General features: G+C 40.3%; 12 protein-coding genes. 6 read left to right on the top strand and 6 right to left on the bottom strand.

Translation table 11 applies throughout. The features are described from left to right. Window positions 1-9: 9 nt before the first annotated feature. The 4 genes from lpxE to DV63_RS11305 form a co-directional block, all read right to left on the bottom strand. Complete coding sequence (lpxE, locus tag DV63_RS11320) at window positions 10-582, bottom strand: lipid A 1-phosphatase LpxE (protein WP_000819580.1); 573 nt, start codon at window positions 580-582, stop codon at window positions 10-12. Window positions 583-592: 10 nt separating this feature from the next. Then, the gene (gene eptA, locus DV63_RS11315) at window positions 593-2,158 is read right to left on the bottom strand and encodes a phosphoethanolamine--lipid A transferase EptA (RefSeq protein ID WP_000202342.1); all 1,566 of its coding nucleotides are present in this window, start codon (window positions 2,156-2,158) and stop codon (window positions 593-595) included. A 396-nt stretch (window positions 2,159-2,554) separates the two neighbouring features. Continuing rightward, window positions 2,555-4,624 carry a Hop family adhesin SabA/HopD gene (gene sabA, locus DV63_RS11310; protein WP_000726333.1) on the bottom strand — a complete coding sequence of 690 codons (2,070 nt, stop codon included), beginning with the start codon at window positions 4,622-4,624 and terminating at the stop codon, window positions 2,555-2,557. 540 nt (window positions 4,625-5,164) lie between these two features. Next, on the bottom strand, window positions 5,165-6,445 hold the full coding sequence (locus DV63_RS11305; RefSeq protein WP_000117426.1) for a citrate synthase: 1,281 nt from the start codon (window positions 6,443-6,445) through the stop codon (window positions 5,165-5,167). A gap of 200 nt (window positions 6,446-6,645) precedes the next feature. On the opposite strand from DV63_RS11305, the gene icd reads away from it, so the two are divergent. Together icd and DV63_RS11295 are read left to right on the top strand one after the other, a co-directional pair. Then, window positions 6,646-7,923, top strand: a complete 1,278-nt coding sequence (icd, locus tag DV63_RS11300) for an isocitrate dehydrogenase (NADP(+)) (RefSeq protein ID WP_000331117.1) — start codon at window positions 6,646-6,648, stop codon at window positions 7,921-7,923. Between the two features lie 71 nt (window positions 7,924-7,994). Then, a complete protein-coding gene (locus DV63_RS11295) occupies window positions 7,995-8,522 on the top strand; it encodes a DUF1523 family protein (RefSeq protein ID WP_017179832.1) in 528 nt (175 codons plus the stop codon). On the opposite strand, the gene bioD is transcribed toward DV63_RS11295, so the two are convergent. Together bioD and DV63_RS11285 are read right to left on the bottom strand one after the other, a co-directional pair. Beyond that, window positions 8,499-9,155, bottom strand: a complete 657-nt coding sequence (bioD, locus tag DV63_RS11290; RefSeq protein WP_000897573.1) for a dethiobiotin synthase — start codon at window positions 9,153-9,155, stop codon at window positions 8,499-8,501. The two genes, DV63_RS11295 and bioD, sit on opposite strands and share 24 nt — an antisense overlap. Before the next feature lie 3 nt (window positions 9,156-9,158). Continuing rightward, a complete protein-coding gene (locus DV63_RS11285) occupies window positions 9,159-10,949 on the bottom strand; it encodes a hypothetical protein (RefSeq protein WP_000927474.1) in 1,791 nt (596 codons plus the stop codon). Window positions 10,950-11,094: 145 nt separating this feature from the next. Between DV63_RS11285 and DV63_RS11280 the strand changes: the two genes are divergently transcribed. From DV63_RS11280 to panD, 4 genes are read left to right on the top strand one after another with little or no spacing between them, the layout of a single operon-like run. Further along, window positions 11,095-11,508, top strand: a complete 414-nt coding sequence (locus DV63_RS11280; protein ID WP_001023005.1) for a universal stress protein — start codon at window positions 11,095-11,097, stop codon at window positions 11,506-11,508. A gap of 22 nt (window positions 11,509-11,530) precedes the next feature. Beyond that, window positions 11,531-11,806 carry an ATP-dependent Clp protease adaptor ClpS gene (locus tag DV63_RS11275; protein ID WP_000708534.1) on the top strand — a complete coding sequence of 92 codons (276 nt, stop codon included), beginning with the start codon at window positions 11,531-11,533 and terminating at the stop codon, window positions 11,804-11,806. Beyond that, complete coding sequence (locus tag DV63_RS11270; RefSeq protein ID WP_001051487.1) at window positions 11,806-14,031, top strand: AAA family ATPase; 2,226 nt, start codon at window positions 11,806-11,808, stop codon at window positions 14,029-14,031. Before DV63_RS11275 ends, DV63_RS11270 begins: the two co-directional genes overlap by 1 nt. Then, on the top strand, window positions 14,021-14,374 hold the full coding sequence (gene panD, locus DV63_RS11265; RefSeq protein WP_000142246.1) for an aspartate 1-decarboxylase: 354 nt from the start codon (window positions 14,021-14,023) through the stop codon (window positions 14,372-14,374). The genes DV63_RS11270 and panD overlap by 11 nt, the downstream gene beginning before the upstream one ends. The last annotated feature ends 2 nt before the right edge of the window (window positions 14,375-14,376 follow it).

The raw sequence follows: 14,376 nt of genomic DNA, 5'->3' as shown, positions 1-14,376 counted from the left end.
AGCCTTTGATTAAGGCTTTTTGGGGCTTGTAAAAAGGCTTACGCACAACATTCCAACGCCAAGCCCGGCCAACACCGCGCCAATGGTGTGCATGTCTAAATAAATACGAGCGAGCATGGTTAAAGGGACTAGGGGCAAGAGCCACCAGTATTTTTTAAAAGAATAACGGCGCATTAAAAACGCCACCGCTAAACCCACCATAGACGAATGCCCGCTTGGCATGTTGAAATTACCCCCATAAGGGCGCTCGCCCAAACGCTGATCGTTGATTGTTATATGGTTTAAGGCTCTTTTGGTGGTGTGCGTGAGAAGGGTTGTAGCGATGGAGGCGTTAGCGACTTGAAAAAGCCCTACCGCATCTCTTTGGATTAAAGGGATAGCCACAGATAAAATCGTAGGGATAAAGCGCGCGTAATGTTCGGTGAAATGAAGTGCTAAAGGCACGCTATGCTGTTTAGGGACTTTAGGGAAAGGCACAAAAATGCCTGATAAAATCAAGCCCAAACTGAGCGCTAACAAAGTTTTAGAAAAGCTTTTAGGTAGGCTTTCATAAAATTTTTGTTTAAATAAGAATCTTTTCATGCGTGTTATTTCACTCTTTTTTGTGTTTAAGCAGGTCTAAAGAAGGGCGATAAACAGCGCTAGGGTTTTTAAAATCCAAAAACACCCCTAAAATGCTATGGAAAATAACGTTTTGATTAATGGGGGTTTGGGTTTGAATGATGGAATGCTTCTCTTTAAAAAGATCGTTGGCATAAACGATAAAGGGGATCTCGTATTGTTCTTTGGGGGCGATGCTTTTAGGAATGCCATGCAAATAGAACGCTTCTTCGCCCAAACTTTCGCCATGATCGCTTAAATAGATCATTAAGGCGGGCTGCTTGGCTTTTTTGAGCATGCTGATGATTTTGTCTAGCAGATAGTCGTTGTAAAGAATGGTGTTGTCATAGGCGTTAATCAGGCTTTCTTTGGAGCAAGAAGACAGATCAGCGCTTGAGCAATAGGGCTTAAACACCCTAAAATTTAAAGGCACTTTATTGTCATAGTTTGGGCCATGCGAGCCTGCAAGGTGTAAGATGAGTAAGACATTTTCATTAGAGTGCTCTTTTAAAAGGTTGGGCAAATTATAGAGTAAGGATTCATCATAAGGAGCGATCGCTCCACAATTGGGGCATTTTTGAATCAATTCATAGTTTTTAAGATAGCTTGTAACCTTAACATTCTTTTCGCCATCGTTTGCGCTATACCAAAAGACTTTGATACCGGCTTTAGTCAAGTAGGTTGGTAAATTTTCATAAGCGTTGTTTTTAAAAGAAGAATCTAAAATGCATTCCAAACTCGCTGTCGTGTAAGTGGCGCAAGAAGTGGCGTTGAAAAGAGTGAGTTCATTGTCGGCTAAACGCTTGCTTAGTCTTGGGGTGGTGGGTTTTTGATAGCCATAAAGGGCGTAATTATGCTTCCTGGCGCTTTCGCCAATGACTAGCACCACAAACGAATTAGAATGGTTGGGCGAAAAGAGAGGGAGCGGCTTGATAGTGGGGGCGAAAAATTTAAGAGCGCTCACTCTAAAAGCGTTCACGCTATAAGCGAAGGGCAAGATTAAGCCCCCTATGAATTTCGCATGCTTGTCAAACCACAGCCAATTTTTAGCGTTAGCTAAAGCGCTAGCGATAAAGATAAACACTAACGCCAAGATCGCTAAAAAGGGCGCTTTTTTAGAAGAATTTTTAAGGGGGATTTTATAGATAACATAGCCAGGCAACACCCCAAAAACAACGATAAAAATGAATAATTTAACGCTCAAAAAGCCTAAAAGCTCATGCGTATTGGTGTTTAAGACATTACCCATCATGCTTTTATTTAAAAACACCTTATAAGCGCTAATGAAATAGAAAGCGATGGAATTGAGCCAACTAAAAACCATCGCGCTCAGGCGCATCAAATGAATAGAGATCAAGCCTAACGCCAAAAAAAGAGCGCCATTAACGCAAAAAAGCACCACAACCATCATGGCTATAAAACTGACCTGGTTGCTTTCTTTATAAACATAAGCGAACAAAGGGAAATGGTATAAAACGCCAAAAATAAGGCTATAAAGCAAGCCAGCTTGCAGACAACTTAGGGGTTTTAAAAACTTCAGATGGAATAATGATGTCAAACGCACCCCTTAAAATCAATCAATCTTAGGATTATATCGTAGGTATGGGGATTTTATGGTTTATCTTAAGGCTAGAGAAGCGTTTTTTAAGGGTGGCTTGCATTTAAGAGCTTTAAAGCGCGTTTGTTGTAGGATTTTATCGTGCCTTATAGTTAGGGTGTGGGGCAAATAAGAAAGCATGCCATGAAGCTAAAGTGGGAAGCTAAAAGTGGGAAGCGTAAAAATAGCAAACGCTCTTTCAAACGATTATGCCTTGAAATTTCTTTTTCTTGGTTTAAGGTAGCGTTTTTGATGGAACGCTAATTTGTGAAAAGATTAAAAAAAGTTAAAAGAAAAGCCAGTTAAAGAAGTGGGTTAAACCCCCCTAAAAGAGGGTTTAAAAAGGGGTTTAATGCTTTAGTAAGCAAACACATAGTTGAGATACACGCTATAAAGCCTTCTGTATTGCAAGGTAGTGCCTAGCAAAGAATAGTAATTCGTGTTGATCGTGGGGATCTTCACGCCTAATTCCATGCCATGTTGCGCGCTATGATCAGCACCTCTTCTCTTATTCCTGGCGAGATTGGTCCTTAAGCCCAGATTGAACAAGAATTGGAAGTTAGAGGTGTTGATTTTAGCTTTATAATAGTTATTCACATTCGCCAAATTCACGAACTGAGAATTAAGCCATGAAGTCCCGGCTAAGGCGATACCGCCAAACGCGCCAAAAGAAATTTTATTGTGTTTAGTGGCTTTATCGTTGATGAAATTCACTAACAAATCGCTCCCCACACCATAAGTCCAAACATCAGAAGAGGCGTTGAAAAATTGGGATTTATTATAGGTGTGGTTGTAATCCACAAAGCCGTAGTATCTTGCGCCCCATCGTTTGTTTTTACCAAAGAATTGCTTATAGCCCACTTGAAAGCCGATCCCATTCATCGCGCCGTTATTGGTGGTAGAAGCGGCGATTAGCCCGGCGCGTCTGAAAGGGTTACTGCCGAGTTCTTGACTCCTAGATTGCACTTGAGAATGGATGTTGGAGTCAATGTAGTAGTTATCCTGTATGCCTTGCGGGCTATTAGGGTTAGTCTTTTTGCTCACCACATTTTGTAAAGATTGCGCATCAGGCAAGCTAGAGAGCGCTGCTGTGATGCTGTCATAATGTTCGCCTAGCTTTTTATACTGACCGCTGAAGTTCGCTAAAGTGTAGGCGAGGTTTTGTGTGTTATGGATTTGCTCGGCTTGAGTGCCAAAATGAGCGATGCTGTCTTTTAGACTCGTTAAGGTCTCTCCCACATACGCGCAGCCTGTAGCGAAGGTGTCTTTAGTTACTGTGCCTAGCGGTGTGCCGTATGTGCCACCATTATAGGGCTTATAGCATGATGCCAAAAATTCATCTCTAAAGGTTTGAGAAATAGTTTCAAGGTCCTTCACCACTTGTTGGGCGCGGTTTAAAATCTCCGCTTGCGCTTTGGCGTTAGCGAACATGCTTTGAGAAAAGCTAGCGTCTTTATAGGGGTTGAATGCTTTCCCGGTGTCCAGGTTGTGCTGGTTTTGTGCGTTGGCGGCAACGATTTTGGATTGCTCTACGACTATTGTAGCGTTTTTGATCACGTCTTGAATCGCACTGATTTCAGTGTCAAAAATCTGACACGCATTCCCACCTTTTTTAATGCTCCACGACGCACCGCCTAATTCACCCTCTCTGTTATTGACCCATGGGCAATTTTGCGTGAGAACATTCATTATCGTTTGAGCTTGAGTTAAAAGATTGTGGGCATTATTAGTAACATTCTTAGTCTCATTAGTATTTTGATTTTGACTATTATTATTTTTTTTTGTGATTATTTTGACTTCCATTGTTGTATTTGTGTTACTCAAAACGGGAAGCCCTTCTTTAGGATTGCCCTTAAAAGCCGTTTGAATGATTTGATAAGCTTCATTGAGTTTTTTAAAATTTTCAATGGATAGAGGACCACTGATTCCGGCTTTATACGGATCTAGACCACTACCACCACAAGTAATGTGATCTGAACTGTGTCCCGGTTGGTTGTTAAAGGTTTCACTGTCTTTTATTTGTATTCCATTTGCTTCAGTATAACCTCCGCATTGCACATTCCAAGCGATACTATTCCAAAACCCTACCACTGCATTCAACGCTAAAAGCACCGCTTGATACGCCGGGGAGTTGGTTTTATCGTTGATTAAATTCTTCGCGCTCGCGTTCAAATTAGTCCTTGCGTTGTTGATAGCGTTCGGATCAGCGGACTGCCTGATGAGAGTGTTTAGGACGCTATAATTCGTTAAAAGATTGTTCAATCTTTCATAGCTGTCTGAGAGTTCTTGAATGCCTTTAGTGTTTTTCACCATTTGAGAGGATTCACCGATTTGATAACCCGCGCTCACAAAAAAGCCGTTGTCTTCAGCGCTTAAAGCGGAAACTAAAAGCGAACCTAAGGTTAATGACAGAAATTTTTTCTTCATGTTTTCTCCTTTTATGACTTGAAATAAGATTGATTTTGTCCGTAAAACTTGTGGAAGTGTGTCTTTAAGTAAGACCATATCGCAAGCTTTCGTTAATATAGTATAAATTAATGGGATTTTGATATTAATTGGGCGTTTTTGCCCTTTCAAAAAAAAAAAAAAAAAAGGTTTTTGTAGCGTTTCTAAACAAATATTAAACCAATAAAGGTAATTTTAAAAGAAATGAGGCTGTTTGAATAGGGGTAGTTACAAAAAAGGAGGTTTTTAACTTGGATTGTTTTGGGTTTGTTGCAAGAATGATTTCTTAAATTGTAAGAATGATTTCTTAAATTTTCTTAGGAGAGGTGTTTTGCAACCATTTTCCCCAAAAACTCAAGGGTTTACTTGTAAAAGTGGGGTTATGAGTTTGGGGGCGTTTGCATGCGGTTATTAAAAATTATCGCTCGCTTGGCACGAGATCCTTACTCTTTTAAACAAGGCTTTGAAGCGTTTCTTAAAGCTTAACCAACGGCTCTAATCACGCTCTATTCAAACAAAGCCTTAATCCCCTACATAGACTTGTCTTGGGCGCGTGATCCTAGATTGCGGGCTTTTGACATGCTCTAAAAGCTGAGCGCACCAGCCTACGGTTCTGCCAATGACAAACACCGGCGTGAAGAAACGCACCGGGATTTTTAAAGCCCTTAAAATCGTGCCGGAGTAGAAATCCACATTAGGGTAGAGATTCCTTTCAATGAAATACTCGTCTTTTAGTGCGATTTCTTCCACTTTCGCAGCGATTTCGCTCAACCTCTCGTCCATTTTAACGCCTTTTTTATGCAGTTCGTCTTTTAAGCCTTTTAAGATTTTTGCACGCGGATCGTAGCTTTTATACACCCTATGCCCAAAGCCCATGAGTTTGAAACTGTCGTTTTTGTCTTTCACGCGTGCAATATATTTATCCACATTTTTCACATCGCCAATTTCTTCTAATTGTAAAAGCACTTTTTCATTCGCCCCGCCATGCAAATGCCCCCACAAAGCGCTAATGCCCGCGCTTATGGCTGCATAAGGATGCACGCCGGTGCTAGCGACATTCCTTACCGTGGTAGAAGAGGCGTTTTGGCTGTGATCAGCGTGCAAGGTTAGGATTTTATCAAAGGCTTCTATTTCTAGGGGCGTGATTACCACTTCGCCTTGAGTGGTGTGTTTTAAGCGGCTATAAGGATACCCTCTCAGCATGAAAAGGATATTTTCCACATAAGAGCGCGCGATATCCGGATAAATAATGGGCGCTCCCACTTCATTACGATAGCAAATAGCCGCAAGCGTGGGGATTTTAGCGACAATCCTTCTGGCCATCGTTTGGTAATCTTCTTCAGTGTGCATGTTTTGGTGCGTGGAATAAAGGGTGGATAAAATAGACACGCCACTAGAGAGTTTCGCCATAGGGTGGGCGTTACTAGGGAAAGCTGAAAACATGTTCAACAAGCTCTCATGTATAAAACTTCTGTGGCGTAATTCCAATTCAAACTCCAAGCTTTCTTCTTGATTTTTGGGTAATTCCCCTGTGAGGAGCAATTTGCACACATCTACATATTTGTATTTGGCGACTAAATCTTCTATTTTATGCCCTCTGTAATACAATTCACCTTTTTTGCCATTGACATAGCTGATCTTAGATTGGCACCCGGCGGTGGAAGAATACCCTGGATCGTAAGAAAAAAACCCAGTCGTTTCAAAAAGCTTGGAAAAATCCACCGCTTTAGGCCCACGAGTGCTTTCAATCGTTTCAAATTCATAGCGTTCATTATTTTCATTATTGATTAAAGTAACAGACATTTGACTTCCTTAAGTATTTGATAGTATTCAGCCCCTATTATAAGCCAAAAAATTAAATGGTTTCTTTTTAAAAACATTGCGTTTTTTCAAGTTATTTCCAACCGCTACTTTTAAACACGCATTCAAAAAAAAGATTTTTAGGGGTTATATAGTATTTTTGCGCTAGTATAGTTACTCAAATTTTATAAAAAGGATAAGAGATGGCTTACAACCCTAAAATTTTACAAAAGCCTAAAGAGGGCGAAGAAATTACAATTAGAGATGGGAAATTGCATGTACCAAACCACCCCATTATCCCTTTCATTGAGGGCGATGGCATTGGATCGGATATCACCCCTGCGATGATTAAAGTCGTGGATAGCGCGGTTCAAAAAGCGTATAAGGGCGAGAAAAAAATCGCATGGTATGAGGTGTTTGTAGGCGAAAAATGCTATCAAAAGTTTAAAGATCACAAAGAATTAAGCCCCGAAGAGCAATGGCTGTTACCGGACACTATTGAAGCGATTAACCATTATAAAGTCTCTATTAAAGGGCCTTTGACCACGCCTATTGGTGAGGGGTTTAGATCTTTGAATGTAGCGTTACGCCAAAAAATGGATCTGTATGTGTGCTTGAGACCGGTCAGGTGGTATGGAAGCCCAAGCCCGGTTAAAGAACCACAAAAAGTGGATATGGTGATTTTTAGAGAAAATTCTGAAGACATTTATGCGGGCATTGAATGGCAAGAAGGCAGCGCGGAAGCGAAAAAACTCATCCATTTTTTACAAAATGAACTAAAGGTTAAAAAAATCCGCTTCCCTGAAAGCAGCGGCATAGGGGTAAAACCCATTAGTAAAGAAGGCACAGAGAGGTTGGTTAGGAAAGCGATTGAATACGCTATTGATAACGACAAGCCAAGCGTCACTTTTGTGCATAAAGGCAACATCATGAAATACACCGAAGGGGCGTTCATGAAATGGGGCTATGCGCTCGCTCAAAAAGAATTTAACGCTCAAGTCATTGATAAAGGCCCATGGTGTTCTTTGAAAAACCCTAAAACCGGTAAAGAAATCATCATTAAAGACATGATCGCTGATGCGTTTTTGCAGCAAATCTTATTACGCCCTAGCGAATACAGCGTCATTGCGACCATGAATTTGAATGGGGATTATATCTCTGATGCGTTAGCGGCGATGGTGGGGGGCATTGGTATCGCTCCTGGGGCTAATCTCAATGACACAGTGGGCATGTTTGAAGCCACCCATGGCACCGCTCCTAAATACGCTGGGCTAGATAAAGTCAATCCGGGGTCTATTATTTTGAGCGCGGAAATGATGTTAAGGCATATGGGTTGGGTGGAAGCGGCTGATTTGATCGTCTCTGCGATGGAAAAAGCGATTAAAAGCAAGAAAGTCACTTACGATTTCGCTCGTTTAATGGATGGGGCTAAAGAAGTGAAATGCTCTGAATTTGCTAGCGTGATGATTGAAAACATGTGAAAGAGCGTTTTTTAAACTCTTAAATGGTGTTTGAATGCGAAAAAAGGCTAATACTATCATAAGGAATGAAGTTGATAAAATTTGTGCGTAATGTGGTTTTGTTCATTTTAACGGCGATCTTTTTAGCGCTCATGCTTTTGGTGAGCTATTGCATGCCCCATTATAGCGCGGCTGTCATTAGCGGGGTGGAAGTCAAAAGAATGAATGAAAATGAAAACACGCCCAATAACAAGGAAGTAAAAACCCTTGCTAGAGATGTCTATTTTGTGCAAACTTACGACCCTAAAGATAAAAAAAGCGTAACCGTTTATCGTAACGAAGACACGCGCTTTAGTTTTCCTTTTTATTTTAAGTTCAATTCGGCTGATATTTCAGCTCTCGCTCAAAGTTTAGTCAATCAGCAAGTGGAAGTGAAATACTATGGCTGGCGGATCAATTTGTTTAACATGTTCCCTAATGTGATTTTTTTAAAGCCCTTAAAAGAGAGTGCTGACATTTCAAAACCCATTTTTAGCTGGATTTTATACGCTTTGCTGTTAGTGGGCTTTTTTATCAGCGTGCGTTCTGTCTGCACTTTATTTAAGAGCAAAGCTCATTAAATCTTTTAGGCTTTGTTGGAAAACCACAATGGGGTTATTGGAGCGTTTGTTAAAAAGCTCAATATAGGGCAAACTGATGCTGTGAAAAGCGGTGTTGTTTCCTCTCAAATTGATAGCGATTTTATAGTCTAGTTGGTGGGATTTCAATAAAAAGTCATTCAGCAAACAATCATTGATCAAGCCCAAATTGTCATGGCTAATCAAAAGCATTTTGGCTTTTAATTTTAGGGCAAAATCCAGCATGTTTTCTTCTAAAGTGATAGGCACGCATAGCCCCCCAGCCCCTTCAACGATGACTAAATCGTAAGTTTTGGTGAAATTCTGGAGGCGTTGGATCAAATAAACCGTGTCAATGGGGGCGTTTTGGTTTTCTTCTTGTTGGGCGATGAGGGGGGCTGAAGCTTTAGCGTAACGATAGAATGAAATGTCTTTTAAGGTTAAAGAGCGATCTAAAAGGCGGTTATCTTGCAAGAATAGATGCGCGTCGCTAAAGGGGTTGGTTGTGTCATTGACGCCTGTTTCAATGGGCTTTAATAGAATCGTTCTAACGCCACAGGCGTTGCAATACTGGGCTAATAGCCTAGCGCATGTGGTTTTTCCGGCATTCGTGTTAGTCGCACTGATAAAGAGCATGGTTTAACTTTTAAACTGGTAAGCCCCATCAAAGATTTGAGCGCTCAATACATTTTTAATTTGTGGTAGCTTCACATCTTTAAGCGCTTCTCTTGGGACTTCAATCACTAACTCCTCAAACGCTTGGTCGCTTAAAGGGTTATCAATATCAAAAACGAAACTTAAGATATTGTGGAGCGAGTTATAGGTAACCTTGTCAATTAACGCATAAGTTAGTCTCACGCCCTCTGCTTGCTCTATAGCGGTTACGATACTTTTAGATAGTCTAGGGCTGATGTTACCAAGCTGTGTCGCTAAATCTGTTGGCGAGATAAAGCAATAGCCCGCATCGGTGTCTGTGGTGTTGGCAAGCACTTTAGCAATCAATGTCCTACTTACTTTTTTGCCTTGTCGCATTGCTTTAACAAGGTTATTGACTTGAATGTTTCGTTTCATACCTTGTCTGAAATCATCGCTTACCGCACATTTTCGTGCTTCTATGCGTTTAATCGCTTGTTCTTGTCTTTCTATCATTGCGTCCAAAAAGAACTCTTTAGGGTGTCCATACCCACGAGTGATTTTCTGTAGTGCCTTAATATTGCTTCTAATGTCCTCGCCAATAGTCTCTATACCGAGTTTAGAGTAATCAAAAGGCATACAAGTCGCTTTTAATTCTGTCTTAACGACTTTATTCATAGCGAGTTTATTAAGACCGATACCCTCTTTATACCTAGAGAGAAAAGTATAAACGCTGTCATTTATGCGTGTAAGAGCTTGGGGTAAGTCGCTAGGGACTGAAAATTTAATCCCTGTGAATTTAGCCCATACCTTACCAAAACTATTAGGGCTAGAGCTTATCAAATCTATCCTATAAGTCTTATTCTTATTAGCCATCAATTGTCCGCCATAGCAAATCGCTGCTTGTCTGAATTGTTTTCCCCATATCAATAAGTGGTTTTTCAAATCAAATGTGCTACTAGGTTCGTTTTGAAATACAAAGAAACTAACTTCTTTGTCTGGTAAGATATTGTCTTTAGGGTTGTCTTTCCAATACTCTAACACTTCAATGTAACCAATGAAGTCTCTATCAATATTCATTATGTCTTTTAGCTGTTGTGTCCTTGCCATATTTTCTTTTCTAGTGTAGCGATACCTCTCAACAAATTTATCGCTAGACATAAGGTCTCTCATTGTGGCGTTTTTCTTAAAGAATTTGTCTGTATAAAAATTGCCTAATTTGTTATAGAGTGTCCCATAAATGTTCTCAATCATATCTTTGTAATTTTTAAATTTTGTGGTCTCTTTACCATTTTCAGGTTGTGGGTGAAAGAAATCTACAACTTTAATAGGATTGAATGGGTCTATATCCACCGATTTACTTAACCAATATTTGGCTACTATGTCCGCATTTTTAGGGTCTGCTCCGCTCTTATAAGCATAGATTAGAGCGTTTTGTTCTTTTTCAGTAAAGTCTTTATAAAAAGCGTCTTTAAAAGGTCTAAACGCCGAGATAGTCCCAAAAGGTAGTCCGCTTTTGATTTTTTTAAGAATACCACCAAGTCTAGTGGCTTCAATTGTAGAGCCTTTAATAGTCTTTGTGTTTTGTTCTCTTTTAAGTCGTGAGAGTTCCTCGCCAAAGGCATCTAGTGTCGCTCTTAAAGATAAGCCCTCTTTTACCTTTACTCTAGGTCTAGTTGATTTAGCTAGTCTTTTAGCTTCTAATTCTTTATCAATAGCCTTTGTCAAAGAATAGTCTCTTGTTCTGTTCTCTGTCTTGCCATTTTCAAATTCTAAAAAATCGTAACTCAATAACATTTTGTGTCCTTTTTTGAGCAATACTATAGTGCTTTATTTTTGAGCTTCTCCTTAAGCGAGATGGTAGCGCTTTATCCTTGATCTTTCAGCGGGTCATTAGGGTTTATTTGGTATAATACCAAAACTTCATTTAAGGTTGGTTCTTATGAATATTTTATTTGGGATTAGCGACACGCAAGAATGCTATAACGCTATTAAATTCGCTGTCAAATTAGCCCATTCGCTTAAAGAGGTCCGTTTCACCTTGTTGCATGTGAGCATGGAAGTGTTTATTTATAGCGAAAGCGGGATGATGGATTATGGCCAGACAGAAGCCTTAGAAGAAGAAAAAGCTAAGGCTTTATTAAAGCAATTTGAAGACGCTTTCAAAAAAGAAAATATAGAGTGCGAGAGCGTTTTAAAAAGCGGCGATTTGATTGATGTGGTTTTGGATATGGCTAAGGATTATGATTTGTTATTGATTGGGGCGAGCGAATCTAATTTGTTGTATCGTTTGTTCATTTCGCACCAAAATAGCCTTGTTGAACAATCCAGTATCCCCGTTGTGATCGCCAAATAGCATGAATAAGCAACATGAAAGCATGAAAATATATAACATACCCGCCCCCACCATGTCGCAAGTGATCATGGTTGATGACCCCATTACGACAGCGGAATTTGTAATCTCTGCTTTGAGGGATTTTTTTGACAAGTCTTTAGAAGAAGCTCAAGCCCTCACATCAAGCATCCATCGTGATGGCGAGGGGATTTGTGGCGTCTATCCTTATGATATTGCCAGGTATAGGGCAGCATGCGTTAGGGACAAAGCTAAAGCGTTAGATCTCCCTTTAAAATTGTTGGTAGAAGAGATAAGATAATGGCTAAATTCAATCAAGATCTCAATGAAGTTCTCAACCAAGCTTTAAATTTAGCCTTGGATCTTAACCACGCCCTTTGCACCACAGAGCATGTGCTACTAGTCATTTTAGAGCATGAGAGCGGGGCAAAGATTATTGGCGCTTTAGAAAGAGATGACTATGATAAATTAAAACAAATCCTTAAAGACTATTTGTTGCAATATGTGCCTTTAAAGAGTGATCCAGCCAAAATGCCTGCCAGGAGTTTTGTGCTGTTAAGAATGCTTAAAAGAATGTATGCGAGTGGTTTTGAGAGCGTGGGCGTGGAAGAATTGCTTATTTTAATGCTGGATCACCCCGATTGTTACGCTTCAAAACTCATGGATAGTTTTGGCATCGCTCGTTTGTATTCTAATCCTGCTTTATTGGATTTGGATAACCATGGCATTCCTAATGATGTTAATGATAATGAAGAAGCGCCCAAAAACACTCCCCTAAAAAAATACGCTAAAAATTTGAGCGCTTTAGCCCAAGATAACGCTTTAGATCCAGTCATTGGCAGAGAAGAAGAGATTTTAAGAGTGATAGAAATTTTAGGGCGCAGAAAAAAGAACAACCCGCTTTTAATCGGCGAAGCGGGCGTAGGGAAAACCTCCATCGCTGAAGCTTTGGCTTTAAAGATCGCTCAAAAAGAAGTGCCGGAGTTTTTGCAAGAATATGAAGTCTATTCTTTGGATTTGGCTTTAATGGTGGCTGGGGCAAAATACAGAGGGGATTTTGAAAAACGCTTGAAAAAAACGCTCAAAGAAATCCAACAAAACGGCCGCATCATTTTATTCATTGATGAAATCCACACCCTTTTAGGTGCAGGGAGCAGTAACGCTGGGAGCTTGGATGCGGCGAACATATTAAAACCGGTTCTAACAGATGGGAGCTTGAAATGTTTAGGAGCGACCACTTTTGAAGAATACCGCAGTGTGTTTGAAAAAGACAAGGCTTTCAACAGGCGCTTTTCAGTCATAAAAGTTGAAGAGCCTTCTAAAGAGGCGTGTTATTTGATTTTAAAAAAGATCGCTCCCCTTTATGAAGAACACCACCAGGTGCGTTATGATGAGAGCGTGTTTAAGGCATGCGTGGATTTGACGAGCGATTACATGCATGATAAATTCTTGCCGGATAAAGCGATTGAATTGCTAGATGAGGTGGGATCGAGGAAAAAAATCAGTCCTAAAAAGGGCAAAAAAATCGGCGTTGATGACGTGAAAGAAGCGCTCGCTCTGAAGCTTAAAATCCCTAAAATGCGTTTGAGCAGCGATAAAAAAGCCCTTTTAAGGAATTTGGAAAAATCGCTTAAAAATAAGATTTTTGCCCAAGCGGAAGCGATTAGTATCGTCAGCAATGCGATTAAAATCCAGTATTGCGGGCTTTCTGCAAAAAATAAGCCTGTGGGGAGCTTTTTATTCGTGGGGCCTAGTGGGGTGGGGAAAACAGAATTGGCTAAAGAATTGGCCTTGAATTTGAATTTGCATTTTGAACGCTTTGACATGAGCGAATACAAAGAAGCCCATAGCGTGGCAAAACTCATCGGGAGTCCTAGCGGTTATGTGGGGTTTGAGCAAGGGGGGCTGTTGGTGAATGCGATTAAAAAACACCCGCATTGTTTGCTGCTTTTAGATGAAATAGAAAAAGCCCATTCTAATGTGTATGATTTGTTGTTGCAAGTGATGGATAACGCCACTTTGAGCGATAATTCAGGCAATCAGGCGAGTTTTAAGCATGTGATACTGATTATGACTTCAAATGTGGGGAGTAAGGATAAGGATACGCTAGGGTTTTTTAGCGCTAAAAACACTAAGTATGATAAGGCCGTTAAAGAGCTTTTGACCCCTGAATTACGCTCCAGAATTGATGCGATCGTGCCGTTTAACGCGCTCAGTTTGGAGGATTTTGAACGCATTGTTTCTGTGGAATTAGACAAATTAAAAGCCCTAGCGCTAGAGCAAGACATAGCCTTAAAATTCCATAAAGAAGTTTTGAAATTCATCGCGCAAAAAAGCTATCAAACGACTTTAGGAGCGAGAGAAATTAAAAAAATCATTCACAATGAGATCAAAACCCCATTAAGCGATCTACTGCTCTTGCAATCGTTTAAAAAACCTTGTAAGATCGCTTGCTTGCTAGAAAAAAACCAATTGGTTTTAAAAGAAATCAAGCGCTTACAAAAGGTGAAAGAAAATGACTTTTGAAATGCTTTATAGTAAAATCCATAGGGCCACTATCACAGACGCTAATCTCAATTATATAGGCTCGATCACCATAGATGAGGATTTAGCCAAGCTCGCTAAGCTTAGAGAGGGCATGAAGGTAGAAATCGTGGATGTCAATAACGGCGAACGCTTCAGCACCTATGTGATTTTAGGGAAAAAAAGGGGCGAAATTTGCGTCAATGGCGCAGCAGCCAGAAAAGTGGCTATAGGCGATGTGGTGATCATTTTAGCTTATGCGAGCATGAATGAAGATGAGATCAACGCGCACAAGCCATGCATCGTGCTAGTGAATGAAAAGAATGAAATTTTAGAAAAGGGTTAGAG

Origin of the sequence: Helicobacter pylori FD535, from assembly GCF_000296015.2 — a bacterium.
GTDB lineage: Bacteria > Campylobacterota > Campylobacteria > Campylobacterales > Helicobacteraceae > Helicobacter > Helicobacter pylori_CT.
This window is presented reverse-complemented; position numbering and strand designations above follow the sequence as displayed.

Bases quoted from the DNA above. Each gene is read 5' to 3' on its own strand.
- lpxE (WP_000819580.1), bottom strand. From the start codon at position 582: ATGAAAAGATTCTTATTTAAACAAAAATTTTATGAAAGCCTACCTAAA.
- icd (WP_000331117.1), top strand. From the start codon at position 6,646: ATGGCTTACAACCCTAAAATTTTACAAAAGCCTAAAGAGGGCGAAGAA.
- DV63_RS11305 (WP_000117426.1), bottom strand. From the start codon at position 6,445: ATGTCTGTTACTTTAATCAATAATGAAAATAATGAACGCTATGAATTT.
- DV63_RS11275 (WP_000708534.1), top strand. From the start codon at position 11,531: ATGAAAATATATAACATACCCGCCCCCACCATGTCGCAAGTGATCATG.
- DV63_RS11285 (WP_000927474.1), bottom strand. From the start codon at position 10,949: ATGTTATTGAGTTACGATTTTTTAGAATTTGAAAATGGCAAGACAGAG.
- sabA (WP_000726333.1), bottom strand. From the start codon at position 4,624: ATGAAGAAAAAATTTCTGTCATTAACCTTAGGTTCGCTTTTAGTTTCC.
- bioD (WP_000897573.1), bottom strand. From the start codon at position 9,155: ATGCTCTTTATCAGTGCGACTAACACGAATGCCGGAAAAACCACATGC.
- DV63_RS11280 (WP_001023005.1), top strand. From the start codon at position 11,095: ATGAATATTTTATTTGGGATTAGCGACACGCAAGAATGCTATAACGCT.
- DV63_RS11270 (WP_001051487.1), top strand. From the start codon at position 11,806: ATGGCTAAATTCAATCAAGATCTCAATGAAGTTCTCAACCAAGCTTTA.
- panD (WP_000142246.1), top strand. From the start codon at position 14,021: ATGACTTTTGAAATGCTTTATAGTAAAATCCATAGGGCCACTATCACA.